The organism is Lysinibacillus sp. S1 (assembly GCF_044986265.1).
GTDB lineage: Bacteria > Bacillota > Bacilli > Bacillales_A > Planococcaceae > Lysinibacillus > Lysinibacillus capsici.
This window is the reverse complement of the sequence record NZ_CP173154.1, coordinates 3,171,456-3,198,236: the sequence shown is the minus strand read 5'-3', so window position 1 is coordinate 3,198,236 and position 26,781 is coordinate 3,171,456. Positions and strand designations below refer to the sequence as shown.

The window sequence follows — 26,781 nt, the reverse complement described above, 5'->3', positions numbered from 1 at the left end:
TTTCTACCTTAAAGAAAGGGAGGAATTTATGTTTTGGTTTGATAATGATTTTTTATTTGGCTCTGCTTTTATTACCATCATCTTCTTTATTGTTTTTGGGAGCATAGCCTTTATGATTGTAAACGGTATTATCACTTGGTCTAAAAACAACCGTTCACCAATATTAACGGTACCCGCTAAGGTTGTGACAAAGCGTACGAATATACGTGGGGGATCTAACAATTCTGGGGCATCTACGTCCTACTACGTTACGTTTGAAGAGCAAAGCGGAGAACGGCATGAACTAAAGATGAATGGCTACGATTATGGTCAGCTTGTAGAAGGTGATCTTGGCATTTTAACCTATCAAGGTACACGGTATCATTCATTCAACAGACATAAAAAAGGAGAGTAGCGATTATCGTTACTCTCCTTTTCCTATTCTTTTATTTAATTAAATATTTAGCAAATCCAGCTTCTGTATCTTCTAAATATTCAATACCACTACCTGCTGGTATGAACTTTTGTGCATCTTTTGCAGATAGGTAGATAACCTTTGTATTGGCTGGGAACGGTACAAATGACCAGTTATTATCCGCAGCTGGGTTAATTGTTTTATTCGCCATAATATAATCTACAACAGCTTGTCGATTTTCATAAGCATAGTTAGTTATGTTAGAGCCTTCTGCATTTTTAAATGTCGCCCCATATGATCCACCAACACGATAATTGTTTGTAATGATGATGAATTCTTGTTTTAAATCGATTGGTTTACCATTATATTGTACATTCTTAATACGATTTGCCTTTTCATCAGTAAGATTACCGCGGCGGTCATATTTTGCTGGCGATGTGACATCAATTTGATATGTTAAGCCATCTAACACATCAAAGTTATAAGAACGTGCTTCTGCATCGATAATATTTTGCTCTTCTGTTTTAGTCGGATCAATTGTTGCGAAAATACCAGCAGCCATCTCTAACCACTCGATTGCTTGTGCGCCTGTCACTTTAATCGTAGCAACAGTATTGTCATAATGATAAATGTCGGCCATATTTTTAATAGCAAGCGGTCCTACAGGAATATTTGTATAATCTAATGGATTATTACGTGATCCTGCTTTGAAAGGTGCTCCTGCTGAAAGAATTGGTGTCTTTTCATCAGCCGTACCCTTTAGCTCTTGTTCGATAAACCATTTTTGAGCTTGTGTTACGATTTGAATGGATGGATCATCTTGCACCATTGAAAAATAACTATGGATTGGTGCAGTTGTTTCTCCAACAGGCTGACGGATATACGTTAATGTGCCATCATGTGCCTCTTTAATAGCCTCTAAAACCGTTGTGGATGGTTGTAAACCTTCTTGCTTGATCGATTGCAATGAACCTTTACCATCTACCACTACCCACTCAGATCCTTGTTGTTCTAGTTTTAAATCAATTACACCAAGATGACTACCATAGCTACCTGCCATAACAGTAGGAACACCATGAATTGTACCCTTTTCTTGGTCAACATCTTTCAAATCCTTATAGTCACCAGGGAATGTTAAATGAGAGTGTCCTGTAATTAACGCATCAATACCATCAATTTCTGCTAATTGGTAACCAACATTTTCAGCACCCTTCACATAAGTATCTTCACCGATACCTGAATGTGACAGAACGACAATCACGTCTGCTCCAGCCTTTTGCATTTCTGGTACTACCTCTTTCACAGCTTCAACTGGCTCTTGCATTTCAACTTTACCTGCTAAATGAATGGCATCCCATTCAACAATTTTCGTTGGAACAATCCCTGTTACACCAACTTTAAGTGTATGTTTTTTGCCTGAACTATCTACCACTTCTTTATCAAGAATGACATAAGGTGTAAACATACGCTCTTTTGTTTTTGCATCATAGGTATTAGCATTTACGACTGGATACTTTGCATCGTTTAATACTTCATCTAAAAAGTCTAGACCATAGTTAAATTCATGATTCCCTAAAGTTCCACCATCGTATTTCAATGCATTAAGTGCAGCAATAGCTGGATGAACTTCACCTGGCTTTAAAACACTTTCTAATGCTTTATATGAGCCAAGTGGTGTGCCTTGAATTAAATCACCATTATCAAATAGTAATGTGTTTGGATTTTTAGCTCTTGCTTGCTCAATTAGTGTTGCTGTATTAGCTAACCCAAGCTCTGATGATGGAGCATCTAAATAGTAATTGTAATTAGCTAAATTGGTATGAATATCTGTTGTCCCTAAAATCTGAAGATCAACTGATACGCCAGTTGAAGGTGCTTTGTATTCTGCTACAAAGCGCTCCACAATACTCTCCATCTGTTCCTTTGTCACATAGTCACGAGGACGAATAGTATTATCCTCAAATGCTTGTAAAATGTTTGCTGCAACAGCATTCGCTAAATCTTGTTTATATGCCGTTGCAATTTGATCTGCATCCTTAAATTGCTCTAAAACTTTGAGGGAAGCGTTTTCACTAACAAGTCCACGAGCAGAGATAACAAATGCTTGCTGACGTGTTAATTTGTCATCTGGGCCAAATATCGTTGCTGTTTTCCCTTTAATAAGTTTTAATTGAACAGCTTTTTCTACATAAGGTGCTAAATCCTTAGAGACATCGTTAAAGGCAAGCGAAGAGCCGTCACCCATCTCTACATCTAAATTTTCTACTAATTCTTTTACATAATCTGCGCGTGTTACATCATTGGAAGCAGCATCAGCAGAAATTCCAAATGGTATAAACGCGAAAAGGACTAGTAACGTCGCCAAGAAATTAGTTATTAATTTCTTATTCATACAACAACCTCCTTAATAATCTAGTATTTTCCTACAAATTCTATTATATTAAAACCATTCTAATTTTTACTGAATATATAGTCCTAATTATATGTATTTTTAAAAGAATGGTTAATTACTTTCCCTCCAAATCACAGATTTCTACCATTCTTTATTTTTCTATTAAATAGGATGTTAGTAAATGTAAATTCAAAATAATTAGTTACTGTCAATATGTCCGACCTCCATACCACACCATACATCTGTTGACAAAATAAAAAAAGTCCTCCCAAAATTGAGAGGACTTTTAATAAAAAATAATTTTTATGCATTCACAGTTTGTAGTGATTGAGCAACCTTTTTCACTTCTTCTAGGCCATTTGCAATAATTTCTTGCGCTTTATCTGGTGAAGCATTGTGACCTTCAATAATCACTTCTTCAATAACTTCCATCCCGAATACGCCACCTACTACGTTTTTAATGTAGTTTACTGACATTTCCATTGGTTGAGCTTCAGGTGATGAATAGTAGCCACCACGAGCATTTAAAATAATCGCTTTTTTGTCAGTCATTAAGCTAATTAATTGACCATTTTCGCCATATTTGAATGTGAATCCTGCTTGGTATACATAGTCAATAAATGTTTGTAAAGGTGCTGGAATTGTTAAGTTCCATAGTGGGAATGCAAATACAACTAAATCAGCAGCAGTTAATGCATCCATTGCTTTTTGTTTTGCAGCTAATAGACGTGATTCAATGTCTGTTAACTCTCCACCATTTTGTACTTTACCAAAAGCATTGAAAAGATCTTGGCCAAAATAAGGCATATCTTCTGCAAATACGTCAAAAGTTGTTACGTTGGCACCTTGTACATTTTCCATGAAAGTATCATACATTTTTGTTGAAATACCGTCTGGACGGTTGTTAGCTTTTACTACTAAAACGTTCATTATATAAAATCTCCCTTAAATTTCAAAATCTAATATCTCGAATTCAAGATATGTGTTTATCTTAAAAAATTTCATCTAAAATGTCAATGCTACTTGCCTCAGACTTTTGACTGAAATATTCTATCTTTCATCCATTCTAACAAGAGGAGTTGAAAGCCTTACTCCTCTCTCTAGTAAGCTAAAATTGACAGTTATCGTCAGTACAAATACCCGCATCACCTGTGCCAGCCATCTTTAGCGATGGTTGTAAGCCCTCTTCTTCAGCAACTTTACGCAATGTATCCTCAAATACCTCCTGCGGTTGTGCACCTGAAATACCATATTTACGGTTTAAGACAAAGAACGGTACCCCTCGTACACCAAGCTGGAGACCTTCTTGAATATCCGCTTCTACCTCATTTTTATAAACATCATCAGCAAGAACCTTTGCAACTTCTTCACGCTCTAGGCCCACTTTCTCAGCTATCTCTAATAAAACATCATCTTGACCGATACGCTTTCCTTCAATAAAATGACTGTGTAAAAGTGACTCCACTAGAGCTGTAACATCTCCCTGTTGTTCAGCCCATTTTACAAGCCGATGTGCTTTTAGCGTATTCTCTTCCATCAAATTGCTAAAATCGTAGTTTAGCCCTACTTCTTTCGCACGCTCTGTTACACCCACTGTCATTTCCTTTGCCTTCTCTAAGGACATTCCATATTTCTTTGCCAATGATTCATAGACAGTACTATGCGAATCTATTGGAGTAGTTGGATCTAGTTGGTAGCTTTTATAGACAAGCTCCACCTGCCCCGAATAGCCAGTATCCTCAATCGCTTTCTCTAATTGTTTTTTACCAATATAACAAAATGGGCATACATAGTCAGACCAAATTTCAATTTTCATTTCATACTCACTCCTTTTGCTACATTGTAGCGATAGTTGAAATCACAAGGCAATTTTAATGCCTCACTGCATAAATTTTCAAGTTCTTCTACATACTGAATACAAAAACAATGTGAGGTTTCTATATGACACAATCTCTTTGGCTTGCTACAACTGAGTCTGTCTCTTTATCTTCTCTTACTTCCTCAACAACATGCGATGTATGTATAATCGGTGGTGGCTTAACTGGTTTATATACTGCCTATACTTTAGCAAAAGCAGGTGTGGATGTAGTTCTTCTCGAAGCAAATACCCATTTTGGTCACGGTACGACAGGGCATTCAACAGGAAAATTAACAGCCCAACATAGCATTGTCTATGCAAATCTTTTAGAAAAATTATCTTTGGAAGAGGCACAGCTTTATTATCAACTGAATCAACAAGCCATTGATAAAGCTAGACAAATACTCCCACCAGACAGGGTTCGTTCGGTGGATTCACTGTTATACTGTCAAACAAAAGAAGGCTATGCACAATTATTAAAAGAATGGAATGCCTATAAGGTTTTAAACATTAAGTCTAACCTTACCTCTGACACAGAGCTCCCATTCCCTATTACAAAAGCTTTATGTATGACACAACAAGCACAAATAAATCCTGTTGAAGTAAGTAATTTTCTTGCGAAAGAGGCGCAGAAGATGGGCGCAAAACTTTATGCAAATACCCGTGTTCAGCAATTAAACATACCACAGAATAACTTATATACCGAAAAAAATATGTCGGTTCAATATAATAAACTTATTTTATGTTCGCATTATCCCATTGAAGCATTTAAAGGACTTAAACTTTTTAAATTATCCAATAGTCGCTCCTATATGGTTGCAAGTAAAACCTCTGAGACTATGCAAGGTCAATATTTATCAGTTGATTTTCCTTCCCGTTCAATACGGACTGCCACGATCAATCAGGAAAATTATTTAGTCTTAGGAGGGGCGAATCATATCGCTGGCGAGACCGTTCATACTGAGCCATATTATGAGGCCATTTCCAGTGAAATGAAGGAGCATTTTGAACAACAGCCACTTTATCGATGGTCAGCCCAGGATATAGAAACACCTGATATTGTCCCTTATGTTGGGAGAATTACAAACTCCTTACCTAACGTATTAATTGCCACTGGCTATAGAAAATGGGGTATCTCCAATTCCTTTGTCGCAGGTGATATCTTATCGTCTCTTTTAACAGGCTCAAAGATTGAAGAAGGTGCTATCGCTCTTTATTCACCATCACGTACTAAATTCGGTGCCCAATTCATGCAAATGCTGAAAGTAGGAGGCTTTGTTGCCAAGGAATATATAGCTGGGTATATGAGGAATGCCACTGCTCCAACCTGTACTCATTTAGGCTGCAAAACAAAATGGAATGAAGCTGATGAAACATGGGATTGTCCTTGCCATGGTTCTCGTTTTAACGCTAAGGGTGAGGTGCTTGAAGGCCCTGCTGTACAGCCATTAAAACTTGATTAAAAAAAAGAGGCTGTCTAAATAGACAACCTCTTTTTTATTTTTTATTTTAGAGCTTCTGTTAATACTGGTACAATTTGTTTCTTACGAGAAACAACACCTGGTAATACAACACGGTTATTGATAAGATCAGCACCGAATCCTTTTGCTGCTGCTTCTGCTACTTGCCCTATTGCAACAGCTGTTGAATCATTATTTAAAATGTCAGTCACAACGAAGAAGAATAGATCTAAGCCATTTTCTGCAACATTTTTATTGAGTAGGATTTCTAACTCCTCTTGACGATTAAGAACATCATTAACATCAACTGCATTAACTTGAGCTACAACAGATTTGTACTCACCAAATTGGAACTCTTTTGCATCTAATGATAATAAATCTTCTAATGATTTATCAGATAAATCAGCACCTGCTTTTAGCATTGCTAAGCCATACTCTGCAATTTCCACACCAGCAATTTTTGCTAGCTCTTCACCAGCTTTTACATCTTGCTCTGTGCAAGTCGGTGATTTGAATAATAATGTATCTGAAACAATTGCAGATAACATTAAACCAGCAATGTTCGCAGGTATGTCTAAACCGTTTTCGCTAAAAATTTTCTTAAGAATAGTAGCCGTACAGCCTACTGGTTCTGCACGATAATATAGTGGATCAGCTGTTTGGAAGTTGGCGATGCGGTGGTGATCAATTACCTCTGCAATTTGCACTTCCTCAATACCGTCAGCCGATTGTTGGAATTCATTGTGGTCTACTAGAATAACTTTGTCCGCTTCACCAACTACAGAAGAGATTAAACGAGGCGCTACAAAGCCAAATTTATCTAATGCAAATTGAGTTTCATTATTAACATCTCCAAGACGTACCGCCTCAGCTTCTTCACCAATTTGCTGTTTTAAATAGGCATATACAATTGCAGACGTGATTGTGTCTGTATCTGGGTTTTTATGTCCAAAAACTAATACTTTACTCATTGAATTAATTCCTCCTAAAATGGCACTTACATTTATATTTTATTTTATCATACCTTATAGCCTGACAAGTGATAAAGTGAAACTTTGGAACATTTTCGCCTCAGCGTATTTGCCATTGACCTTCACTCTCGAAATAACATACAGGCTTAATTGCGGTTAACCTGTATTATGCAAATATAATGATAGCGCTCTAAATACATACTTTTCAAATAAGACCTCTATATTACAACTATCTGACCCCGCCGAGTATACTTTTAATAGGTCTAATTACTTCTATAAAATTCTCTATTTTTACCAACCTATTTTTAACATTCAATAGTAAAAATGCCTCTTTTTTATAAAATAATTAGTTTATATAGATATTTAGTTGGGTTTTCATATTTAAGTCATCATAATTTTATGCTATCATCAGGTAGTCTATATTTTTGGATATTCAGGAAATGGGGATTACGATGACGAAGAAGATAGAAAAAAAGTACATTCCTTTAGCTAACTATTTTGATGTAGCTTTACAACAAGAAATTACTTTATCCTTTGGTGAATTAGAAAACATTATGGGACAAGCATTACCGAACGCTGCCTACTTAAATAAAAGCTGGTGGAAAAAAACTAAGCCCCCTCTCTCACATTATTTATCATGGACAAATGCAGGCTATTATGTCATTGATGTTAAACTAGGTTCTAGTGTATCTTTCTCACGTACGCAAATGAAGTCTACCGAAAACAACACTTCTAATAGTGAGGAGAATTCATCTGCATACATAATACGAGGAATTGAAGCATCTGATGCTAGATCATTCATTCATTTACAAGAGGAGATTTTTCAAGAAACTGACTTCATGTATAATGTTCAAAACGAGCTAGATCTCACTGTCCAACAACTTCGTAAAAATTTAACCTATTGGAAGCAATTAAAAAACCGTACTATACTACTTTGTGTACTAAACGGAATTTTTGCGGGTTATGCGGTTATTCATGGATATAAACAATCTAAAGCTAGACATGTTGCCTCTATTCGTTTAGCTGTGAAAGAAGAGTATCAACAAAAAGGTATTGGCTCCGCACTGATGAAAGCTGTTGAAAGTTGGTCTAAACAACATGATATTTCCCGTTTAGAGTTATCTGTTATGGAGCATAACAATGTAGCTTTACACCTCTTTACAAAGCTAGGATTTCATCAGGAGGGCATTCGAAAAAATGCCATTAAATTAAATGATACTTATATTAATGAATATAGCTTGAGTAAAATTCTATAATTCACTTTTCCTAGATGTCTAAATACTATTTGGACATCTTTTTATATAGAAAATTTCAAAAAAATACGCATAGATAGTGTGTTTCAACAACTATCTATACGTAGTTACATTAAAATACCTGCTTTTCTCTAATAGCATCTAAGAATAATACATTACTTTCTACTTGCTCATACAATTGCTGATATTTATCATAGTGGTCTTTATCCTGGCTTATCATTTCCTCTATCAACGCATGCAAAAATGAAATCAAGACTGGGGCAATGTCTAGAGAAGAATGATTCTTGGTACCGAGGGTAAATAATGCACTGGCATATTCTCGAATAGGCGAAAATGCAGAACCTGTAATGGCAATAATTTTCACTTTCTTTACCTTTGCAATTTCAACAATCGTTTTAATATCCACAATCTGTTTATCAAAAGATAGTACAATTAAAGTCGTATGTTCGCCCATACTGTTTATTTGATTCACTAAATCATCTGAGTCTAAACGAAGCTGCTTAATATTAGCACGAAGTGTTTTCAATGTATTAGATAGCCAATTTGCAACAGTTGCATTGTGACGAGTACCTAGAATATATATATTGTCTGCTTCATGCATCCATTTTGAGCATTTTTGGATCTGCTGATCGTTAATCAAATGAATTGTTTCTTGAATATTTTGGCTATCTCGTTGCATCACCTTACCAAAGCTAGAATTAGTCAGCTTCTTAGCAGTATATGTAGGCTGTAGATTTGCACCTACATCTTGAGACATAATAAAGCCTCTAACTTCCTCTTGTAGTTCTACATACCCTGACAAATCCATAGCATAACAAAATCGAATCACGGTTGATTCACTTACATTAGCCAATCTGCCAACCTCTGCTGCTCCATTAGCAATCACTGTTGTGGGATTATCCATTACAAATTGTGCTACTTTACGCTGGCCCTTTGACAGCCTTACAAACCTTTTCTTTATATCTTCATGAATACTCATTCCTAACAACCTTTCTTTCAATGACCTTATCACGAACGGGAGATTGTTTCCTACTGACTCAAAATTCGATTAAAAATACAGTATCACGATTACAATTTGAATACAATGACTTTTCTGAAAAATCTTCATCGCATTAACCTGCTAATAAAACAATTTGATTTACTCTTTAACCATTTTATATTGATTTGTCATTTTAACAAATAAATCAGTAAAATCGAATAAAAATTAATAAAAGCTCATTTTTATGTATTATTTAAGCGAAATCAGACAAAAATGTCCTAGATCAATTCTTTGATCCAGGACATTCTATTTCATACTATTCTAATTCAAGCTGCTTCGTTTCCTTACCAAGGAAGATGACCCCTACAACACCGATAATAATCGCTCCACAGAAAATGGCAAAGATAAAACCTATATCATAGCCTGCCGTTAATAAAAACCCAACGAGCAACGGCCCAAAAATACCACCAATTCGTCCAACCGCTGCTGCCATACCTGCACCTGTTCCACGTATAACCGATGGATATTGTTCGGGTGTATAAGCATATAATGCTCCCCAAGCCCCCAAGTTAAAGAAAGATAAAAGCATCCCTGAAGTTAGCAATACGGCTAAAGTATCTGCATTTCCAAAAATATAAGCACTCGCTGCAGTACCAATTAGATAGGAAACAAGGACAAATTTACGCCCAAACTTTTCTATAAACCAAGCGGCTGTAAAGTAACCTGGTAATTGAGCTAAAGTCATGACCAAAACATATTTAAAGCTTGTAATCATGTCAAAGCCCTTCCCTACCATCACACTTGGCAACCATAAAAACATGCCATAATACGAAAATACAACCGTAAACCATAATAGCCACAGCATAAATGTAGAACGAGCATACTTTTTTGACCAAACCTCTTTCATATTTTGACCAATGCTCCGTTTTTTCGCTTCTTCCTTCACCGTAAATTGAGGTGAATCTGGCAAATGCCAACGAAGATAAATAGCATAAAACGCTGGAAGTGCTGTTAGTATAAGGGCTACTCGCCATCCCCATGTGGGAATAACAAAATACGAAATAAGTGCCGCTATTAACCAACCTGCTGCCCAAAAGCTTTCAAGTAATACAACCACACGACCTCTTTCTTTGGCAGCCACACTTTCAGATACAAGTGTTGAAGCTACAGGCAATTCTCCTCCTAGCCCCATCCCTACTAAAAACCGTAAAATTAAAAATGCAGTTAATGTTGTTGTAAAAGCGGATAAACCACTTGCAATAGAAAAAAGGACAAGTGTCCACATAAATATTTGCTTGCGACCTACTTTATCAGCAAACACACCAAAAAACAGAGCTCCTACAGCCATCCCGATAGAATTTATACTACCAATCCAACCAGATTGACTTGGTGATAGTCCCCACTCAGCGGCCAATGCTGCAATGACAAAGGATAATATACCAACGTCCATTGCATCGAAGAGCCACCCAACCCCCGCTACACCCAATAACTTATTTCTGGAAATGGATTGCTGAGGTTTCTTTGTTACTACTGTATTTATTGTCATTCTAACCACCTGTCTTTACACATGACTTTACATTACAAGATTACTATACAGTTGTTTCAAGAAAGTGACAAGTACTATTCAAATTACCGAATTGTTTCGACAATTAATGAAATGGTATTGAAATAATAGTGCTATTTGCGTTAAAATGTCTTTTATACAAAAACAACTGTTCTTTCTATAAGAACAAAAGGAGATCGTTACGTTATGTGGAAAGGCCTTATTGAAGAATATAAACAATTTTTACCCGTAACTGAAAATACACCTGCTTTAACTTTAAACGAAGGCAATACGCCTCTTATACATTTAGTGAACTTATCTAAGAAACTAGGCATTGAGCTTTACGGAAAAATTGAGGGTGCAAATCCAACTGGCTCATTTAAAGACCGAGGAATGGTATTTGCTGTTGCAAAAGCTATCGAGGATGGAAGTCAATGCGTTATTTGCGCTTCTACAGGAAACACTTCCGCTGCTGCGGCTGCCTATGCAACTCGTGCAGGCATCCAATCAATCGTTGTTATTCCAAAAGGTAAAGTTGCTCTTGGAAAGCTAGCACAGGCAACAATGTATGGGGCAAAGATCATTGAAATTGATGGAAACTTTGATGATGCACTCAATATCGTTCGTCAAGTAAGTGAAACGACACCAGTTGCACTTGTTAACTCTGTAAACCCATACCGTATCGAAGGTCAAAAAACGGCTTCGTTTGAAATCGTAGATGCCTTAGGTTCAGCACCTGATTATTTGTGTATTCCAGTTGGGAACGCAGGTAATATTACTGCATATTGGAAAGGGTTTAAAGAATATCACGCTGCAAAAAATTGTGGTCTACCAAAAATGTATGGCTTTGAAGCTGAAGGTGCTGCAGCAATCGTTAAAGGTGAGCCAATTGCTAATCCTGAGACTGTAGCAACTGCCATTCGTATTGGAAATCCTGCGAGCTGGACATTGGCAGAAGCTGCTCGAGATGAATCTGGTGGTATCATTGATTCTGTTACAGATGAAGAAATTGTAGCAGCCTACAAATTAATTGCAAGTACAGAAGGCATTTTTGTTGAGCCTGGCTCTGCTGCTTCTTTAGCAGGTGTTATGAAATCTGTTGCAAATGGAAAAATCCCTCAAGGCGCCAAAGTTGTAACAATCTTTACAGGGAATGGCCTAAAAGATCCTGATACAGCCATGAATGTATCCACTGTAGAGGTCGTATCCCTTAAAAACGATGAAGAAGAAATTCGTGCATATATTGAGGGTGTACTATGAGTAAAATGTGGCAAATCTCAGTTCCTGGAAGCACAGCCAACTTAGGTCCAGGCTTTGATTCAATAGGACTTGGCTTGTCTCTTTACTTACAGCTTTCTGTTACCTTGCAAGAACAATGGGAAATTATTCATCTTGATGATAATGGTCCTAAAGAGTTTGAGCTTGAAGAACACTTACTATACGTCATTGCTAAAAAAACTGCAGATCTATATGGTCAACAGCTACCCGCTTGTCGTGTGGAGATGGCTAGTGAACTTCCATTGGCACGTGGACTTGGCAGCAGTGCAGCAGTTATTGTTGCAGGTATTGAGCTTGCTAACCAAGTCTGTGAGCTGGAATTAACAATTCAAGATAAACTCAATCTATCTTCACAAATTGAAGGACATCCAGATAACGCAACTGCTTCAGTTTTAGGAGGATTAACGATTTCTTCGATGGATAACAATGGCATAGTCGATACATTCCACATCAATGATATCGATGCCTCCTTTGTGGTATATGTACCAGATGTTGAATTAAAAACAAGCGAATCCCGTTCTGTTTTACCAGAGCAATTTAACCGTTCCTATGCTGTTCATGCCTCAGCAAATGCAAATATGTTAGCCGCTTCTTTAATGACGCGAGATTTTGAACGTGCTGGGCGTTATATGGAGGAAGATTTATTTCATGAACCGTTTCGTGCAAAGCTAATTCCTGCTTATGAAGAAATTCGTATGGCTGCAAAATCGAACGGTGCATACGGTACTGCTCTAAGTGGCGCTGGACCAACAATGATTTCTATTATTCCTTCTGCTATTGCCTCTGACTTCGTTGAATTAATGAAAAAGCAATTCCCAGAGCATCAAATTATTTTAACAAATGCTGATGAACATGGTGTACAAGTCAATGAATGTGTGAAACGTCTACTTTAATAGTAGGCGTTTTTTCTTGAAAGCAAGATTGGATAAAACTAATATTATAGAAGTATAGAATTAAACTTTTTATACGCGCTTTCCTAAGGAGGAATTATTTTGAAACCCATTATATTCTGTGATTTCGATGGCACGATAACAGAAACAGATAACATCTTTTCACTTATGACTGAATTTGTACCAGAAGAATCTGAGAAAATTGCTCAAGCGATGATGGAACAAACCATTTCATTTAAAGATGGGCTATCAGCAATGTTTCACCTACTTTCTACTCATCAAAAAGATGAAGTCATTCAATACCTGATGGAGTCGGCAGTCATACGTGAGGGATTTGGTGATTTTGCCCGCTATGCTCAAAACAACGATATTCCATTTTATATTGTAAGTGGCGGAGTTGATTTTTTCATCGAGCCTTTAGTTGAAAAATTTGGTCCTTTTTCAGGCATTTACTGTAATAGAGCAGATTTCTCTGGTAAACAAATAGAATTGATCTACCCAAATAGCTGCGATGAGGAATGCGCTAAATACAACACACAAGGATGCGGCTGCTGTAAACCAAGCGTGATGCGGAAGGTTGCCAAGGAGGATCATTATAAAATTGTAATTGGTGATTCTCTATCAGATTTTGAGGCAGCTAAACTAGCAGATATTGTTTTAGCTAGAGATCATCTTATCCAACGCTGTGAAGAGCTTCATGTTCCATATAGACCTTTTACCACATTTCATGATTGTCTAAAAATAGTACAAGAGCTAGTGGAGTCAAAAGAAGCTGTTGTTACACGCTAATAGAAAAAAGAAAAAGGAGCCACTTTTACAAAGATGTCTCCCTTTTCCTACTTACTTATGCTAATAATACTAAGCTAATGGCCATGACTGCCATTCCCCCTACTAGACCATACATCGACAAATGTGTTTCATCATATCTTTGTGCAGCTGGTAGCAATTCATCTAGTGAAATAAAGACCATTATCCCTGCAACCCCAGCGAAAACGATTCCAAACATGACATCTGTTAAAAAGGGCATAAGGAGCAAAAAAGCTACTAATGCACCTACAGGTTCTGCCAATCCTGATAAAAAGGATAATTTAAAGGCTTTCCTTCGATTACCTGTTGCAAAGAAAATAGGAACAGATACAGCAATGCCTTCTGGAATATTATGAATAGCAACTGCAATGGCAATAGCAATTCCTACATTCGGATCATTAATAGCTGACATAAATGTAGCGATCCCCTCAGGAAAATTATGAATACCAATCGCCAGGGCTGTAAAAACGCCCATCTTCATCAAATGTTCTTCATTAACCTGTGGTTTGATGGCATTAACATCCTCTACCAGCTTTACTTCATGAGGATTAGTTGCCTTCGGAATGAATTTATCAATTAAGGCAATAAACAACATCCCACCGAAAAATCCAAGGATTGTCATCCAATAGCCATTAGTTGTACCTAATGCATTGGTTAAAGCATCTTTAGCTTTCACAAATATTTCTACAAGGGATACATAAATCATCACCCCTGCTGAAAACCCCAATGCTAATGATAAAAATTTTGTATTTGTTCTTGATGTAAAAAACGCTATTAAACTACCTACACCTGTTGCAAGTCCAGCAAACAGAGTTAATCCTAATGCCAGTAAAACATTTCCGTCCATACCCTTCTTCCTTTGCTCTTTTTCTTATTGTACTCATCTTAACGTAGAAGTTTCCTATACGCAATTCTTTTTTATGAGGCAAATATCATTCTTTACAATGTCTCGGTAAAATGTAAAAAAGCAGTATCTATCATAGAAATAGATACTGCCTGTCTTTTTATTTATGATTAGATTGAAATAAACGTTTACGACGTTCGTACCAAATGACACAGATGATAAACCAAGTATAGCCGATGCTCCAACCAGCAAGTACATCTGTAGCAAAATGTCGAGCTCCTGCAATACGTGATAAACCAATAAGCACCATTAAAATTGTTGCCCCAAGCCACAGAAGGATTTTACGTCCTTTACTACTATTCTCCGCTAAGATATAAGCAAGTGTAAATAAATAAAGTATACCAGTCATCGAATGTCCAGATGGAAAACTAAAGGATGTCAGTTGATCCTCAATTTCAGGTCGTGGACGCTGCTCCCATTTTTTTAGTAATTGGTTCAGAACATTGCCTGCCGCAAAAGTTAGGACAACAAATAGCATACCTCGATAATTTTTTTCCTTCCAAGCTAAATACACCATTAAAACTACTGCAACAGCAACAACAAATTTAGGCTCACCTATATAATGAAAAATCTCAATAAATCGATTACCAAAAAAAAGCTCTGCCATCTTTGCATCAAATGTATTCATCAGCTGGCTTTGATAAGTGGCTCTTAATACAATAAAGACAATTAACGTTAAAACTGCTAATGGATATGCCCATTTTTTCATTTTTTCACCTCAAAAAACATTCATGCTATGTCCTTCACATCATAACACAAATAAATCTTTTCTGAATGAAATATAGGCCTTCATTTTAAGAAAGGTATACACCATTGACCTCTTGATAAATAGTGACTGATTCTTCTTCTGGTTTGTTAAAGTAATTGGAAACGGCCAATGCAACAATGAATAAAATGGCTACTATAGGTAGTATTCTTCTAAACATCCTAAACACTCCCTTATTCTTTTACTAGTCCACATTTGACTACTTAATTAGCACTGGATCAAAAAGCCAATCTTTTGGACCAAAGTTTGCATCCTTTTCTCCTCTAACCTCACGTGAAATACCATATTTTATAATAGTTTCTCTAAATCTTTTACTAAACAAAGTCTTTCTATATAGATATCTTCCATCATGACTACACTCGGCTGAGTAGAAAACATCCCCTTTTAAGTTTTCCAAATCTTCATGATGATAAATATCAGGACCATTAATGACACCATTTAAACCACAACTGCACGGAGGTTGCTCAGTTGCAAAGTATAATTTAACCCTGTCCTTACTACACTCAGGAAGCATTTGTATAGGAATAATTTGAAAAGCTGGCTGTTTGCCTTCTTCCGGACCTTGATGGATCACCTCTAAAAGCTCATAGCCTTCTAGTTTTTCTCTTTTCATTAATGATACTAGTTCCTCAGAAGCTACCCAATAACCATTTACATGCACTAAATGACGATCTTTCATCTGCGTAGTATCGATAACTATTGGTGATAACTGCTCTTTATCCATGAGCCCACAACACTTACAATGTGTACTCAAAGAAAATAGTGTCCCCTTATCTTCTAAGAACATTTCTGGTGAATTACCTGTTGAATTTAAAGTAAATAATGGTGCTCGTTCATACTCTAAATCTGAAAATTCAAAATAAAAACGTTCTCCGATTGAAACGATTCCAAATTCACGCTCTAATGACTCATATAAAGCTGTTACCTGCTCGTATGTTACATCTTCATTTAATGTAAAAATAGGATTAAATTTAGTTTTTAAGTTTCTTTTTCTCAATTCAGGCGCACCAATAGCAATACCATGACGATTATAAACGTTAATAACTTGATCTTGACTAGTTTCATCTATGGAAAACAAATTTTCAAGTTCTACTTTCACAATACACGCCTACCTTTATAAAGTTTTATGGTGAAGTATATTGACTAGCTAGTAACATTCTACAATCTACTAACGCTACTTTATTCATAGATAGTCAGGCTGCTTATTTAATAAAATGATTTATATATTACTCACTAAAGCAAATCTACTTAACCACTGTTAATTTAAGCGTACCAGTAGTTATACCGTTATTTCAACTTCGGGTTTACGCCAATTTTCTGGCGTGATTCAGACAGATTTTTGGCGTGATTTGGCGGTTATAAAAAAACACCGCCACTTTTTTGGCGGTGTCTATCATATTTTATAGGTAATTTAGTATAGGGATATGGTTTTATTTTACTAAGGAAATATATAGGATATTTAATTCCCATAATGCCCCCTATTAATTGAAAAATATACCAACAGTATAACATAGAAATAGTTTAGAGTAAATTCATTCTCTCTGCAAGATTTACAGCTTCTGTTCGTGAATCTACATTTAACAAAGAAAAGAGTTGAGTTAAATATCTTTCCGTTGTACGTTGAGGAATATTTAATTCAATAGCGATAGCTTTATTTGTATGGCCCTCTGCAATGAGTCTTAGAATTTTCTTTTCCTTTTCATTTAAGTGAATATCTTTAGCACCTTGCAGTTTAAATTTATCATCCAGAAAATCTAAGAAATTTTTAGGTAAAACAATTTCACCGTTTGCAATTGCCCTTACTGTTCTTAATATTTGCTCTTTCGAAGCTGTTTTAGCTAAAATGCCTTCTATTTTTCTTTCTAAAATGAGTGGATAATAATCTGTAATATCATCACCTGTGTAAAGAATAACTGAAGCATTTGACTGAATAGCCTTGATATTACGGGCTAGGTTAATTCCATTTTCTAATGGCATATTGATATCTATTAGATAGATATCGTACGGTTTATTCTTTATCCTTTGAATGACACAAGTTGCATCACTTTCCGTATCGATGATAATATCTTCATTCTCTTGAAATAAATTTTTAGTTCCCTCTAACACTATAGGGTGATCATCCACTATGAGCATCGTAATCAAGTGTTTCACTCCCTTCTTTCACCATGATTCTTATAAACATCCCTTCATTGATATTCGAGTCAATAGTAAATTGTCCGTTAAACGCTTTTACACGCTCCTGCATGCCTTGAATGCCCATTGATTCGGCTACTATAATGTCCTCTACATTACAGCCTACACCATCATCTTTATAAATGATTTCGAAACCATCGTTCATTTCTTTTAAATGAATTTCAACTGATGCTGCATAAGAATGCTTCAACGCATTATTAAGTAACTCTTGGAATAAACGATAAATCATTAAATTCATACGCTCATCCTCTAAATAAAGACGGTCAATGGTGTAAATAAGCACGAAGTTAGCTCTTTCTTGAACTTTCCGAATCAATTTTTCCAAAGCTGCATTTAAACCTAATGTATCTAATAACGGTGGTTTTAGGTTTTCACAATAAGTACGTAATTCATGTAAGGATGCAACCATTTGTTTATGAATTTTCGCAAGCTTTTCTTGAATATCCGTTGTATTTTTTGCATTTACTAGGACATCCACCTCGCGGGCTATATGAAGTTGCTCCTGTAAATTGGTGTCATGTAACTCTTGAGCTAACTGGTATTTTTCTTCTTCAAATCTTAGCCATAATAGCTTATTCAGCCATGGTAACTGACCATCATCAGCTTGCTTCATATGCTTTAGTTCCTCTAGCAGTTCTTCCACCATCTTGGTATTTTCAATAAAATTATTTACATATAATAAGAGCAGTTCAAGCCATAAAAGCTCCTCATCTTTTAAATGAATCGTATTATTATGCCCTAGCACTAAAGCTCTTTTAAAATGTGCATCCTGATGGAGGAATGCTATATAAACTTTGTCAATTTTGCGTATTTCACCTAATCTGATATCTTCCATTATGTCAGGATCTATCGTAATACTTTCACCAGCTATTGGTATGAATTCATTTTTGTCATAGTTATATGTTAAGACAAAAACATCCTCTAACTCCAGATGCATGGAAACCTCATAAGCAAATTTTTCTAAAAGTTCGTCAATTTTAATTGTTTTCCCAATTTTATCTACGGCTGTATATAGCTGATGAATATAGTCACCCTTTGTGGAAAATAATATTTTCCGCTTGCGATAATCGACCTTCTCTTTTACGTAAAAAAGTATGACTAATGAAGAAAATGTAAAGAAAGATACCCCTGACATAACCGTCATGGTTAAATAACGCCCTGCAATAAAATATAGTCCCACTGTAAACCATACAGTAAAGATTAAAGAGAATATAACATAATAACGTAATCTTGTAATATGGTACTCAATATCAAATAATCTCTCTGCTAATTGCGTAAAAATAAAGCTAAAGGGTATAAGCAATAAAAATAATGAGCTTATCTCAGATGAAAGTATATACGTATGAAAAAAAATTTTAGGGAGTGCATATAAAAAAAGAAATGGTAGAAACGGAATTAATATACTATTTAATAAAATCTTCAACTGAGGTGAGCTGTACTTAAAATAGCTTATTAATAAAATACTAAGAADGATCACTAGGAGAATAAAGAAAATAGCCAATATAACATTGGAAAGAATATCATTTGAAGCAGGATAAATAGTACCCATACATCCTAATACAAAAGCTATGAAAGGAAGTATATAAAAGAGCTTGATATTATTTGTAAACACCCAATTTGTTTTCACAAATGAATAATAATTTCTCAAAAAATGTAACAGTATAACTAAACATAACAGCATACTACTTCGATTTACGATAATGCCAATCGTATCCATTCTACCAGAGACACCACTACTTACATAGGCCAAAGAAACCGTTAACATAAAAAGAATTAGTAAGTCAGCTAATTTTGTATTCCTTTGTTTGAAATGTAAATAAAACGCTATAAATAATGTTAATAAATAATAACAAGCTGGAATGATTAATACATAGATAAATTGTTGAGGGATATCCAAATGCTTAATATGTATATTGATTAGATCTCCATCGGGCTTCAGTATTGTTATTTCATTAGCAGATAAAATTTTAGATTTATATCTCAGTTGATTTAATTCATTGATGGGTTCATGATCTACAGTTAAAATTGCATCACCAACAGAAATATTTTGACCCTCTGCCCAGTCTTTATAATAAAGTTGAGAAATGACCCATTTGTCATTCTCTTCTTCTACCCCAATCTGTATATAAGGCTCGCTATAATTCACATAATTTAAATAAAAACCAATAATTAAATAGAGAATTATAGCGGGCCAAAACAACTTACTTCGCAACTTTCTTAGTTCCAAATATCACTTTCTGTATTCATTTCACCGTTAAACGCTTCTAAAATTGCTGTTTGCTCTACAGATGAAACTCCAACTAATGAGGCTTTTTGATCTTTTAATAGTGCAACTAGGCTTGGATTTTGCTCTAAATATTGGATTACATTAATCATTCTTATCTCTCCTCATTTCAATAGTTTTTGTAGGTATTCTCTACCTACCTGATTTATAGCTACATTTTCCAGGTAATTCAATGCTTTAAATTTATAGACGTTTTTTATGGTAATGGCATAACGTATCGCCCCACCATTTGTCAACGCGTCTTCTGTTGCATTATTATCCAAATCTGTAACTATATCATTATTATAATAGCTAGAAACAGATTTTGAAACATCATTTTTCTGTGATAATAGATAAATAATAGGAAGAGAATACCTTTTATTTAGCAGATCATTTTTAGGACCCCACTCCTTTAAGCTTTGAATATCATTTTTAATTTGTTGGATGATCCCTATGTATTTCCCATATTCCTCTACTTCTTGAGATATTTCTCCTTTTGCAAGTACTTCGCCAACCAAGCAACCCATCGCTGTTAATGAGCCGGATTTCAAGGTAATCATTTTTACATAGGAATCTTCATCGCGACAACTATTTAATAAGTCTAATTGCTGTCCATTTATACTTTTTAATGCGTATTTATCAACTAGCTTTATAGCCGCTCTTTTATGTTCAAAAGAGGTTTCATCTATTGTTTTAGATGCCATGACCAGCATAGCTAAAGCAACATTTAATGATAATTCTGGTGTTTTGTTCCAACTATAGTCTGAATCTTTATCCTGCAGATCATCAATAATATCAAAAGACAGTATTAAAAGTTCAATTGCAGCAGCTACCTTGTAGATATCTGGATTTATACTACTTGAAAATGCTTCATAATGCCAAAAACACATTTTACCAAAGGAAAAACCTACTGTTGTTTTTTCTTCTTTAAAGCTTTTTAGCATTAATTTTAGCTCTGGTCCAAGTAATAGTTCATTTTCTATAAGGATGTCTAATGATTCATTGATGTGTACATCTAAATCCTTCAATAGTCCTCTCTCCTATCTGTTGTATTACTAGATATTATATAGATTAGTGGGAATTAATACTAGGCACGCGTTTATATAATACATTAAATACCATTAATTCCTTTATAAAGAGAGAGACCGCCAAAAAATGGCGTTATTCATGCAAATCACGCCAGATTTTTGCTAATTATTACTAAAAAAATGGCGGTAGAGAACCAAGTACCGCCATTAAAGTGGCGTAAACTTACCATTGAAATGGCGCTCTAACAGATGTTACGCTTAGATTAGCAATAAAATATATTTATAAAGTCAGGATAGATTGATGAACATGAAATCTTTTTGTACTGGGAGTGACTTAAAATTGAATGAAACTGTTTTCATACTTACGGCTACTTTTTCATGTAATATCTCTGTCTCAGCTGAAGAAATTACAATTAAACAGCCTAGCAATGATCAACGACGAATTGAACAAATTATTATTCAATCTGAAGTAAAAGCCTATCAAGATACACTGGCTGCATATAAAAATATTTCACCCTATTCAAAATATATTAGTGATATTCCTGGATTTGAGGATACATTTCAACAAAAAAGAGATTATTATATTGAGCAATATGGCATTATTAGAATATCAAACGAAAGTATTTCTACTATGTCATTAGTCAATCCTTTCACTTTTGGATTAAATATAGATTCCCCTATAGTGTATGTAACGCCACATGACACAATTATTAATGCAAGAGGGCTAGTAATAGCGGCTAATGCATCTAATAATAACAATCATTCTGATAGTTTGGATGAGCTCTGTAATACCAGCATCTCAGGCTTGTCCATTAATGAGAACACCATTTCCTTTAATATGGATTCTACATTTAGTAAATGGAGAAAACCATCTATTACACATTAACCTATACACCTAGCTAAGCAGGTCACACTGATTGTGACCTGCTTTTTGAGTAATAAAACGACATCTTTACATAGTGTTGATAAACAAAGCGATCAATAGCATTTTTATAAAAGATGAAAATGCATTTCCGTTGCAGGCTACTTGCTTTCCTGTAGGAGAGCACCGAATCGCTTCCTCCGCTACTGCTCCGTTTAAAGTTTTGCCTGTCTTGCTATTCTATGGTAGTCCAGTAGCCCACCACTATAAACCGCTTTTTAGCAAAGGTTTTCAAATAAAGTGAAGGTGTTCATTACTCTTTATGAAGAGGTGTTGTCACGCATCACTTCTCCACATTGAAAATAAGAGCTTATCCCCTCTAAGAATACAGATAATGGGCTATTTGATTGTTATGCTACTATGAAAAAAGTAAAGACACTTTGCAGAATGGTTGATTGGAGTGGAGCCAGCGTCACTCCTAGGAGATTTAGCGTCACTGAGGAGACCCTGGAGCGAGCGCAAGTGAGTGAAGCGGCTCATCGGACGCCCCCTGGAAAGGACGCTGGCGGATCGGAAATCAACCCCTCACCTTGCTAAAAAGGCTTTTTCTGCTAGTGACATTCTTTTTTCAACAACAAGAAAAGGTGTCTCAATCCCTTGAGACACCTTTAGATGATTAACCTTTTACATAATAAACTTCTTGTCCGCTTTCAATGATATGATCAGGCTTCGGTTTACCTGCACTTGCCTTATGGCCTGCAATATGCTCAGGACTCTTCTCCCAATTTTTCCATGCTTCTTCTGATTCCCAACGAACCATCACTAGTACTTCTTCATCACCGCGGCGAACTTTCTTTACAAGTACCTGCTTATCAATGAAGCCAGGTTGTTGTTCAAGTAATGAGGGACCGTTTGGCTTAGCACCAAAACGTTCCACAACCTTATCCGAATTCCCTTCTGTCACAACAATACGTTTAATTTGTACAAACATATTAGTTGAACGCCTTTAATACATCTTCAGCTTTTTGTGTTTCTGATTGTAAACCGCCACCTGAAAGGTACCAAATTTCTGGATCTAGGTAGAATACTTTACCATTTTTCACAGCGTTTGTTGCACTTACGATTTCGTTTTCAATTGCAGCTTTTGTACCTGATTCACCGTTTTCATTTACAACAGCGTCACGGTCAATGACGAATAAGATATCTGGGTTTTTCTCACGTACAAATTCAAAGCTTGCATTATCACCATGTGATTCGATTTTGAAGCCACTAGCTTCAGCTACAGCTTTTACACCATATACATCATGAATCACACCGAAACGTGAACCAGGACCGAATACTGATAATGAACCTTCACTACCTAAAACGATTAACGCTTTTTCTTCTGTTGCAGTAGCCTTAGCTTTTACTTCTTCTACTTTTGCTTCATATGCAGCAATTGCATCTGCCGCTTCTTTTTCTTTACCAAAAATTTTACCAGCTAATTCTGTATTAGCTTTGAATGACTCTAAGAAGTTAGTATTATCTACACCAATGTATACTGTAGGAGCAATTTTAGATAATTCAGCATAAGCTGCTGAAGCACGACCAGAGATGAAAATGATATCTGGGTTAATTTCAGATAATTTTTCATAATCAGGCTCGAATAATGTACCTGCGTTTACATAAGTACTATCTTTAAACTTGCTCAAATATGCTGGTAATGAGTCTTGTACCACTGCTGTAGGATTAACGCCTAAAGCATCTAATGTATCTAAGAAACCATTATCAAAAACGACAACTTTTTCTGGCATTTTATCTAGTGTTACTTCTTCAAATGTTGTACTACCGTCACGACCTTCAACTGTGCTACCTGGGATTGTTAGTGGATATACTGATGATTCTTCATTTTGTTCCTCAGCTGGTTTGTCAGTTGAATTACCTTTATCATCTTCTTTTGCTTCATCTTTCGAACCGCAAGCAGCTAATACTAATAGCATCATTGCCATTAATACCGTAAGTAATTTCCATTTTTTCATTGTGAAATTTCTCCTTTAATTAAATGATTTGATAGTTAGATGTTCATCATCTGGACTATTTTTACGAATTAAAATAAACACAAATTCGACAGCCATCCTGCTCTTGAACAGGAATATCCATATCATAAATTTCCTTCAATGCATGTGAGTTAATAATGTCATTTGTAGGGCCATTTTTAACAACACGGCCATCTTTTAATGCAACAATATGGTCAGAGTAAACAGAAGCAAAATTAATATCGTGTAAAACGATAACCACTGTTTTGCCTAACTCATCAACCAACTTACGTAAAATCTTCATAATCTGGACAGAATGCTTCATATCTAAATTATTTAATGGTTCGTCCAGTAAGATATATTCAGTATCTTGGGCAATAACCATTGCGATAAATGCACGCTGACGTTGACCACCTGAAAGCTCATCTAAATAATTATGTTGCATATCTTCTAAATTCATATAGCGAATAGCTTCATCCACTTTTTCTTCGTCTTCAGGTTTTAAGTGTCCTTTTGAGTAAGGGAAACGGCCAAAAGATACAAGCTCACGAATCGTTAGACGAACATTCATAAAGTTTGATTGCTTTAAAATCGATACACGTTTAGCGAAATCATCTGATTTCCAGCTACGTACATCTGCCTTATCGAGTAGTACTTCACCAGTATCTGCATTCAGTAAACGACTCACCATAGAAAGTAGCGTGGACTTCCCTGCACCATTCGGTCCAATAAACGATGTGATTTTTCCTGAGACAATATCAACACTTACATCTTGAACGACAGGTTTTTTACCAAAAAACTTTGTAATTTCTTTGACTTGTATCATCCTGCTGACCTACTTTCTCTTAATAATAAGTAGATGAAGTAAACCCCACCCACAAAATTAATAATGACACTAAGTGTAGTAGTGAAACTAAATAAACGTTCAACCATCCACTGTCCACCGACTAAAGCTACAACACTCATTACACAGGAGCCAGTAATTAAGATGGAATGCTTGTATGTTCTGAAATACTGATATGATAAATTTGCAACGATTAAACCAAAGAACGTGATCGGACCAACAAGCGCTGTTGAAACAGCAATCAAAATTGAAGCTAAAATTAACATACGTTGTACCAGCTTATCGTAAGGTACACCTAAATTTATAGCTGTGTCTCGTCCTAGAGACATGACGTCTAATTGATTCATGTGACGAGCACCGTAGATAAACGTTATTAAAATGATAACGCCTGCTAGCCAAACTAAATCTGAATTAACATTATTGAAACTTGCAAACATTTTACTTTGTAAGCCTAAAAACTCATTCGGATCTATTAATACTTGGAAGAACGTTGTAATACTTCCTAAGAACGTACCAACAATCATCCCAACAAGCAGTAAAAAATAAATCGGTCGCTTTCCTTCTTTAAACAATACTCGGTAAAAAATTAAAGCGAATAGAATCATCGCCCCAATTGCAAGCGTAAAATTATAGTAGATATTAATAACTAATATGGATGTAGAGCCAAAGAAGAAGTAGATGCATGTTTGAATTAACATATACAAGGCATCTAAACCCATGACACTTGGGGTTAAAATTCGATTATGTGTAATTGTTTGGAAAACTACTGTTGAATAGGCGATCGCTATACCCGTTAATGCCATTGCCACAACCTTTATGACACGGCGTGGAAAAGCATAGTGATAATTACCATTGAGTTCCCAAAATAAATATAGGACAACTGCTATAACAGCGAGACCTAGTAAAATGAACATTTTTGTACGATTACGCATATGCTCTCCCCCTAAACAACATGAATAGGAAGATGGCACTTCCAATTACACCAACAGTCATACTTATTGGTATTTCATAAGGGAAAATCAGTACTCGTCCTAAAATATCACAGAATAACAAGAATGACATACCAAGTAATGCTGTGTGCGGCAAGGTTTTTGCCAAATTATCACCTTTAAACAGGGAAATAATGTTCGGAATAATCAAACCAAGAAATGGAATGATACCGACTGTTAACACCACTGTCGTGGAGATAAGAGCTACCAACACCAAGCCTAAATTGACTACAAATTTATAGGATAGACCAAGATTTTTTGCAAAATCCTCTCCCATCCCAGCTACTGTAAAACGATTTGCGTAAATGTAAGCTAAAATGAGTATTGGTACACTTACGTATAACAGTTCGTAACGGCCTTTCATGATTAATGAGAAATCTCCTTGTAACCATGCAGAAATGTTTTGGATAATATTCGCCTTATATGCAAAGAATGTTGTAACAGAGGACAAAATATTCCCAAACATTAAGCCAATAAGCGGTATAAAAATCGCATCTTTAAACTTAATTCGGTTTAATATTTGCATAAATAGTAATGTGCCGGCTAAAGCAAATATGAAAGCGAAGGAAATTTTTTGGAAATACGTAACGTTCGTAAAGAACATCATGGAAATCAATACACCCAACCGTGTGGCATCTAATGTACCAGCTGTTGTTGGTGAAACGAATTTATTCCTACTTAAGCTTTGCATAATTAAACCAGCAATACTCATACCTGCACCCGCTAGCAAGATTGCAACAAGTCTAGGTACACGACTAATTAAAAATAGTCTAGCTTCTTCTGATTGGAAGTCTAATAGGTCGCTAGGCTTAATATCTACTACTCCGATAAAGAGCGACACAATAGACAGCAAAACAGTTGCTGTTAAAAGATATCTTATTTTCATAGTAATCCCCGGTAGATTTCATTTTTGTGTGTAACTCACTTATTAGTGAAAATGATTATCATTACTCACGATTTCCATTATAAGCATGATTTTATTCTCAGTCAACCAGCAAATGAGAATTATTCTCGTTTTATTAATGATTAACTAAAAAATATGCCAAATTAACGAAATATCAGCATTACCGTAAATTAATCAACAGAAATAAT

26 protein-coding genes are annotated in these 26,781 nt (G+C 35.6%); 7 read left to right on the top strand and 19 right to left on the bottom strand.

What is annotated here, in order from left to right; all coding sequences use genetic code 11:
• The first annotated feature begins 28 nt into the window (after nt 1–28).
• Nucleotides 29–394 carry a DUF2500 domain-containing protein gene (locus ACHZEU_RS15910; protein WP_048394234.1) on the top strand — a complete coding sequence of 122 codons (366 nt, stop codon included), beginning with the start codon at nt 29–31 and terminating at the stop codon, nt 392–394.
• Nucleotides 395–425: 31 nt separating this feature from the next.
• Here the strand turns inward: ACHZEU_RS15910 and ACHZEU_RS15905 are convergent, their stop codons facing one another.
• The 3 genes from ACHZEU_RS15905 to ACHZEU_RS15895 all read right to left on the bottom strand — a co-directional run bounded on the left by ACHZEU_RS15905 (nt 426) and on the right by ACHZEU_RS15895 (nt 4,602).
• Nucleotides 426–2,786, bottom strand: coding sequence for a bifunctional 2',3'-cyclic-nucleotide 2'-phosphodiesterase/3'-nucleotidase (locus ACHZEU_RS15905; RefSeq protein WP_048394232.1), 2,361 nt, complete (start codon nt 2,784–2,786; stop codon nt 426–428).
• A 303-nt stretch (nt 2,787–3,089) separates the two neighbouring features.
• Nucleotides 3,090–3,716, bottom strand: a complete 627-nt coding sequence (locus tag ACHZEU_RS15900) for an FMN-dependent NADH-azoreductase (RefSeq protein WP_048394231.1) — start codon at nt 3,714–3,716, stop codon at nt 3,090–3,092.
• A 178-nt stretch (nt 3,717–3,894) separates the two neighbouring features.
• Nucleotides 3,895–4,602 (bottom strand): DsbA family protein, encoded by a 708-nt coding sequence (locus ACHZEU_RS15895; RefSeq protein WP_048394230.1) that lies wholly within the window; start codon nt 4,600–4,602, stop codon nt 3,895–3,897.
• 125 nt (nt 4,603–4,727) lie between these two features.
• On the opposite strand from ACHZEU_RS15895, the gene ACHZEU_RS15890 reads away from it, so the two are divergent.
• Nucleotides 4,728–6,107, top strand: coding sequence for an FAD-dependent oxidoreductase (locus tag ACHZEU_RS15890; protein WP_048394228.1), 1,380 nt, complete (start codon nt 4,728–4,730; stop codon nt 6,105–6,107).
• 41 nt (nt 6,108–6,148) lie between these two features.
• On the opposite strand, the gene ACHZEU_RS15885 is transcribed toward ACHZEU_RS15890, so the two are convergent.
• Complete coding sequence (locus ACHZEU_RS15885) at nt 6,149–7,075, bottom strand: manganese-dependent inorganic pyrophosphatase (protein ID WP_048394225.1); 927 nt, start codon at nt 7,073–7,075, stop codon at nt 6,149–6,151.
• Nucleotides 7,076–7,500: 425 nt separating this feature from the next.
• Here ACHZEU_RS15885 and ACHZEU_RS15880 point away from each other — a divergent pair, with 425 nt between their 5' ends.
• Complete coding sequence (locus ACHZEU_RS15880; RefSeq protein WP_231595689.1) at nt 7,501–8,331, top strand: GNAT family N-acetyltransferase; 831 nt, start codon at nt 7,501–7,503, stop codon at nt 8,329–8,331.
• A 109-nt stretch (nt 8,332–8,440) separates the two neighbouring features.
• Here the strand turns inward: ACHZEU_RS15880 and ACHZEU_RS15875 are convergent, their stop codons facing one another.
• Nucleotides 8,441–9,307: a MurR/RpiR family transcriptional regulator gene (locus tag ACHZEU_RS15875; protein WP_048394223.1), complete on the bottom strand. Its 867-nt coding sequence runs from the start codon at nt 9,305–9,307 to the stop codon at nt 8,441–8,443.
• A 316-nt stretch (nt 9,308–9,623) separates the two neighbouring features.
• A complete protein-coding gene (locus tag ACHZEU_RS15870; RefSeq protein ID WP_048394221.1) occupies nt 9,624–10,853 on the bottom strand; it encodes an MFS transporter in 1,230 nt (409 codons plus the stop codon).
• Between the two features lie 204 nt (nt 10,854–11,057).
• Between ACHZEU_RS15870 and thrC the strand changes: the two genes are divergently transcribed.
• The 3 genes from thrC to ACHZEU_RS15855 all read left to right on the top strand — a co-directional run bounded on the left by thrC (nt 11,058) and on the right by ACHZEU_RS15855 (nt 13,807).
• Nucleotides 11,058–12,110 (top strand): threonine synthase, encoded by a 1,053-nt coding sequence (thrC, locus tag ACHZEU_RS15865; protein WP_004231969.1) that lies wholly within the window; start codon nt 11,058–11,060, stop codon nt 12,108–12,110.
• Nucleotides 12,107–13,021 (top strand): homoserine kinase, encoded by a 915-nt coding sequence (gene thrB / locus ACHZEU_RS15860; protein ID WP_048394220.1) that lies wholly within the window; start codon nt 12,107–12,109, stop codon nt 13,019–13,021. Before thrC ends, thrB begins: the two co-directional genes overlap by 4 nt.
• 99 nt (nt 13,022–13,120) lie before the next feature.
• Complete coding sequence (locus tag ACHZEU_RS15855; RefSeq protein WP_048394218.1) at nt 13,121–13,807, top strand: MtnX-like HAD-IB family phosphatase; 687 nt, start codon at nt 13,121–13,123, stop codon at nt 13,805–13,807.
• Nucleotides 13,808–13,862: 55 nt separating this feature from the next.
• Here the strand turns inward: ACHZEU_RS15855 and zupT are convergent, their stop codons facing one another.
• The 8 genes from zupT to ACHZEU_RS15815 form a co-directional block, all read right to left on the bottom strand.
• Nucleotides 13,863–14,672, bottom strand: coding sequence for a zinc transporter ZupT (gene zupT, locus ACHZEU_RS15850; RefSeq protein ID WP_016992734.1), 810 nt, complete (start codon nt 14,670–14,672; stop codon nt 13,863–13,865).
• Nucleotides 14,673–14,829: 157 nt separating this feature from the next.
• A complete protein-coding gene (locus ACHZEU_RS15845; protein WP_048394216.1) occupies nt 14,830–15,438 on the bottom strand; it encodes a phosphatase PAP2 family protein in 609 nt (202 codons plus the stop codon).
• 85 nt (nt 15,439–15,523) lie between these two features.
• Complete coding sequence (locus tag ACHZEU_RS15840) at nt 15,524–15,655, bottom strand: hypothetical protein (protein ID WP_255349868.1); 132 nt, start codon at nt 15,653–15,655, stop codon at nt 15,524–15,526.
• A gap of 39 nt (nt 15,656–15,694) precedes the next feature.
• Nucleotides 15,695–16,594, bottom strand: coding sequence for a hypothetical protein (locus ACHZEU_RS15835; protein ID WP_054549610.1), 900 nt, complete (start codon nt 16,592–16,594; stop codon nt 15,695–15,697).
• 422 nt (nt 16,595–17,016) lie between these two features.
• On the bottom strand, nt 17,017–17,628 hold the full coding sequence (locus ACHZEU_RS15830) for a response regulator transcription factor (protein WP_225341057.1): 612 nt from the start codon (nt 17,626–17,628) through the stop codon (nt 17,017–17,019).
• Nucleotides 17,612–19,900: a sensor histidine kinase gene (locus ACHZEU_RS15825; protein WP_404803558.1), complete on the bottom strand. Its 2,289-nt coding sequence runs from the start codon at nt 19,898–19,900 to the stop codon at nt 17,612–17,614. The genes ACHZEU_RS15830 and ACHZEU_RS15825 overlap by 17 nt, the downstream gene beginning before the upstream one ends.
• 5 nt (nt 19,901–19,905) lie before the next feature.
• Nucleotides 19,906–20,064 (bottom strand): competence pheromone ComX, encoded by a 159-nt coding sequence (gene comX / locus ACHZEU_RS15820; protein ID WP_054549612.1) that lies wholly within the window; start codon nt 20,062–20,064, stop codon nt 19,906–19,908.
• A 12-nt stretch (nt 20,065–20,076) separates the two neighbouring features.
• Entirely contained in the window at nt 20,077–20,979 is a 903-nt protein-coding gene (locus ACHZEU_RS15815; RefSeq protein ID WP_103118904.1) for a polyprenyl synthetase family protein, read from the bottom strand.
• Nucleotides 20,980–21,319: 340 nt separating this feature from the next.
• Between ACHZEU_RS15815 and ACHZEU_RS15810 the strand changes: the two genes are divergently transcribed.
• A complete protein-coding gene (locus ACHZEU_RS15810) occupies nt 21,320–21,865 on the top strand; it encodes a hypothetical protein (RefSeq protein WP_103118905.1) in 546 nt (181 codons plus the stop codon).
• 652 nt (nt 21,866–22,517) lie between these two features.
• Here the strand turns inward: ACHZEU_RS15810 and ACHZEU_RS15805 are convergent.
• The 5 genes from ACHZEU_RS15805 to ACHZEU_RS15785 all read right to left on the bottom strand — a co-directional run bounded on the left by ACHZEU_RS15805 (nt 22,518) and on the right by ACHZEU_RS15785 (nt 26,575).
• A complete protein-coding gene (locus ACHZEU_RS15805; RefSeq protein ID WP_054549614.1) occupies nt 22,518–22,832 on the bottom strand; it encodes an antibiotic biosynthesis monooxygenase in 315 nt (104 codons plus the stop codon).
• Nucleotide 22,833: 1 nt separating this feature from the next.
• On the bottom strand, nt 22,834–23,859 hold the full coding sequence (locus ACHZEU_RS15800; RefSeq protein ID WP_103118907.1) for a siderophore ABC transporter substrate-binding protein: 1,026 nt from the start codon (nt 23,857–23,859) through the stop codon (nt 22,834–22,836).
• A gap of 61 nt (nt 23,860–23,920) precedes the next feature.
• Entirely contained in the window at nt 23,921–24,682 is a 762-nt protein-coding gene (locus ACHZEU_RS15795) for an ABC transporter ATP-binding protein (RefSeq protein ID WP_048394201.1), read from the bottom strand.
• Nucleotides 24,679–25,632 (bottom strand): iron chelate uptake ABC transporter family permease subunit, encoded by a 954-nt coding sequence (locus ACHZEU_RS15790; protein ID WP_004231949.1) that lies wholly within the window; start codon nt 25,630–25,632, stop codon nt 24,679–24,681. Before ACHZEU_RS15790 ends, ACHZEU_RS15795 begins: the two co-directional genes overlap by 4 nt.
• Nucleotides 25,625–26,575, bottom strand: coding sequence for an ABC transporter permease (locus tag ACHZEU_RS15785; RefSeq protein WP_048394199.1), 951 nt, complete (start codon nt 26,573–26,575; stop codon nt 25,625–25,627). Before ACHZEU_RS15785 ends, ACHZEU_RS15790 begins: the two co-directional genes overlap by 8 nt.
• Nucleotides 26,576–26,781: the final 206 nt, after the last annotated feature.

Coding starts and splice junctions, on each gene's coding strand:
- ACHZEU_RS15910 (WP_048394234.1), top strand. CDS start 29: ATGTTTTGGTTTGATAATGATTTTTTATTTGGCTCTGCTTTTATTACC.
- ACHZEU_RS15905 (WP_048394232.1), bottom strand. CDS start 2,786: ATGAATAAGAAATTAATAACTAATTTCTTGGCGACGTTACTAGTCCTT.
- ACHZEU_RS15900 (WP_048394231.1), bottom strand. CDS start 3,716: ATGAACGTTTTAGTAGTAAAAGCTAACAACCGTCCAGACGGTATTTCA.
- ACHZEU_RS15895 (WP_048394230.1), bottom strand. CDS start 4,602: ATGAAAATTGAAATTTGGTCTGACTATGTATGCCCATTTTGTTATATT.
- ACHZEU_RS15890 (WP_048394228.1), top strand. CDS start 4,728: ATGACACAATCTCTTTGGCTTGCTACAACTGAGTCTGTCTCTTTATCT.
- ACHZEU_RS15885 (WP_048394225.1), bottom strand. CDS start 7,075: ATGAGTAAAGTATTAGTTTTTGGACATAAAAACCCAGATACAGACACA.
- ACHZEU_RS15875 (WP_048394223.1), bottom strand. CDS start 9,307: ATGAGTATTCATGAAGATATAAAGAAAAGGTTTGTAAGGCTGTCAAAG.
- ACHZEU_RS15870 (WP_048394221.1), bottom strand. CDS start 10,853: ATGACAATAAATACAGTAGTAACAAAGAAACCTCAGCAATCCATTTCC.
- thrC (WP_004231969.1), top strand. CDS start 11,058: ATGTGGAAAGGCCTTATTGAAGAATATAAACAATTTTTACCCGTAACT.
- thrB (WP_048394220.1), top strand. CDS start 12,107: ATGAGTAAAATGTGGCAAATCTCAGTTCCTGGAAGCACAGCCAACTTA.
- zupT (WP_016992734.1), bottom strand. CDS start 14,672: ATGGACGGAAATGTTTTACTGGCATTAGGATTAACTCTGTTTGCTGGA.
- ACHZEU_RS15845 (WP_048394216.1), bottom strand. CDS start 15,438: ATGAAAAAATGGGCATATCCATTAGCAGTTTTAACGTTAATTGTCTTT.
- ACHZEU_RS15840 (WP_255349868.1), bottom strand. CDS start 15,655: ATGTTTAGAAGAATACTACCTATAGTAGCCATTTTATTCATTGTTGCA.
- ACHZEU_RS15830 (WP_225341057.1), bottom strand. CDS start 17,628: ATGCTCATAGTGGATGATCACCCTATAGTGTTAGAGGGAACTAAAAAT.
- comX (WP_054549612.1), bottom strand. CDS start 20,064: ATGATTAATGTAATCCAATATTTAGAGCAAAATCCAAGCCTAGTTGCA.
- ACHZEU_RS15805 (WP_054549614.1), bottom strand. CDS start 22,832: ATGTTTGTACAAATTAAACGTATTGTTGTGACAGAAGGGAATTCGGAT.
- ACHZEU_RS15800 (WP_103118907.1), bottom strand. CDS start 23,859: ATGAAAAAATGGAAATTACTTACGGTATTAATGGCAATGATGCTATTA.
- ACHZEU_RS15795 (WP_048394201.1), bottom strand. CDS start 24,682: ATGATACAAGTCAAAGAAATTACAAAGTTTTTTGGTAAAAAACCTGTC.
- ACHZEU_RS15790 (WP_004231949.1), bottom strand. CDS start 25,632: ATGCGTAATCGTACAAAAATGTTCATTTTACTAGGTCTCGCTGTTATA.
- ACHZEU_RS15785 (WP_048394199.1), bottom strand. CDS start 26,575: ATGAAAATAAGATATCTTTTAACAGCAACTGTTTTGCTGTCTATTGTG.